A 507-nucleotide genomic window follows, 5' to 3' on the forward strand; every position below is an offset into this window, starting at 1 on the left:
TCCGTCGTCGGCAGCGTCAGATGTGTATAAGAGACAGGTGGCCGGAGTGCTCGTGACCTGGGTGCTCGCGGGCGCGGGCGTCGTCGGGAGTGTCCCGTGAGCGTCGACGCGGGTCGACGCGTGTGGCCGCCCACCGGGCGACCACGGGCTCGAGTTCGGGAGCCCGCAACCCCCGAGGAGCACGGAGGCGGTGGCGGCTGAGACGAGCAGGCGGGAGCGGCGGGGCACGATGGGACACCCTGCCACACAGGCGATTACAGGTCGCGGCGCCGCGCCGTCCTGCTGGCCCTCCGGCGTCGCGTGGGCGGGGACGTCGCTGCTCAGCGTTGCTCCGCCTGGCGAGCCGGTCCCGGGACGAGGCGGGGTGCGGGGCGCCGTCGGCGTTGCTCCGCCCGGTGAACCGGCGGTGGGCTGAGGTCGGGTTGGCGTGCGCAGTCGGCGTTGCTCCGCCTGGCGAACCAGTCCTCGGGCTGTCTCTTATACACATCTGACGCTGCCGACGACGGA

Annotated in this window: 2 protein-coding genes; both read right to left on the reverse strand. The window is 73.0% G+C overall.

Annotated features, from left to right (window positions below):
- On the reverse strand, window positions 1-228 hold a 228-nt coding region (locus ACR9ZK_RS21650; RefSeq protein WP_481344024.1), incomplete at its 3' end, for a hypothetical protein.
- A 92-nt stretch (window positions 229-320) separates the two neighbouring features.
- A partial coding sequence (locus ACR9ZK_RS21655) for a hypothetical protein (protein ID WP_481344025.1) occupies window positions 321-507 on the reverse strand: 187 nt, incomplete at its 5' end.

The sequence above is a fragment of the Monashia sp. HAY1-5C genome, from assembly GCF_056755255.1.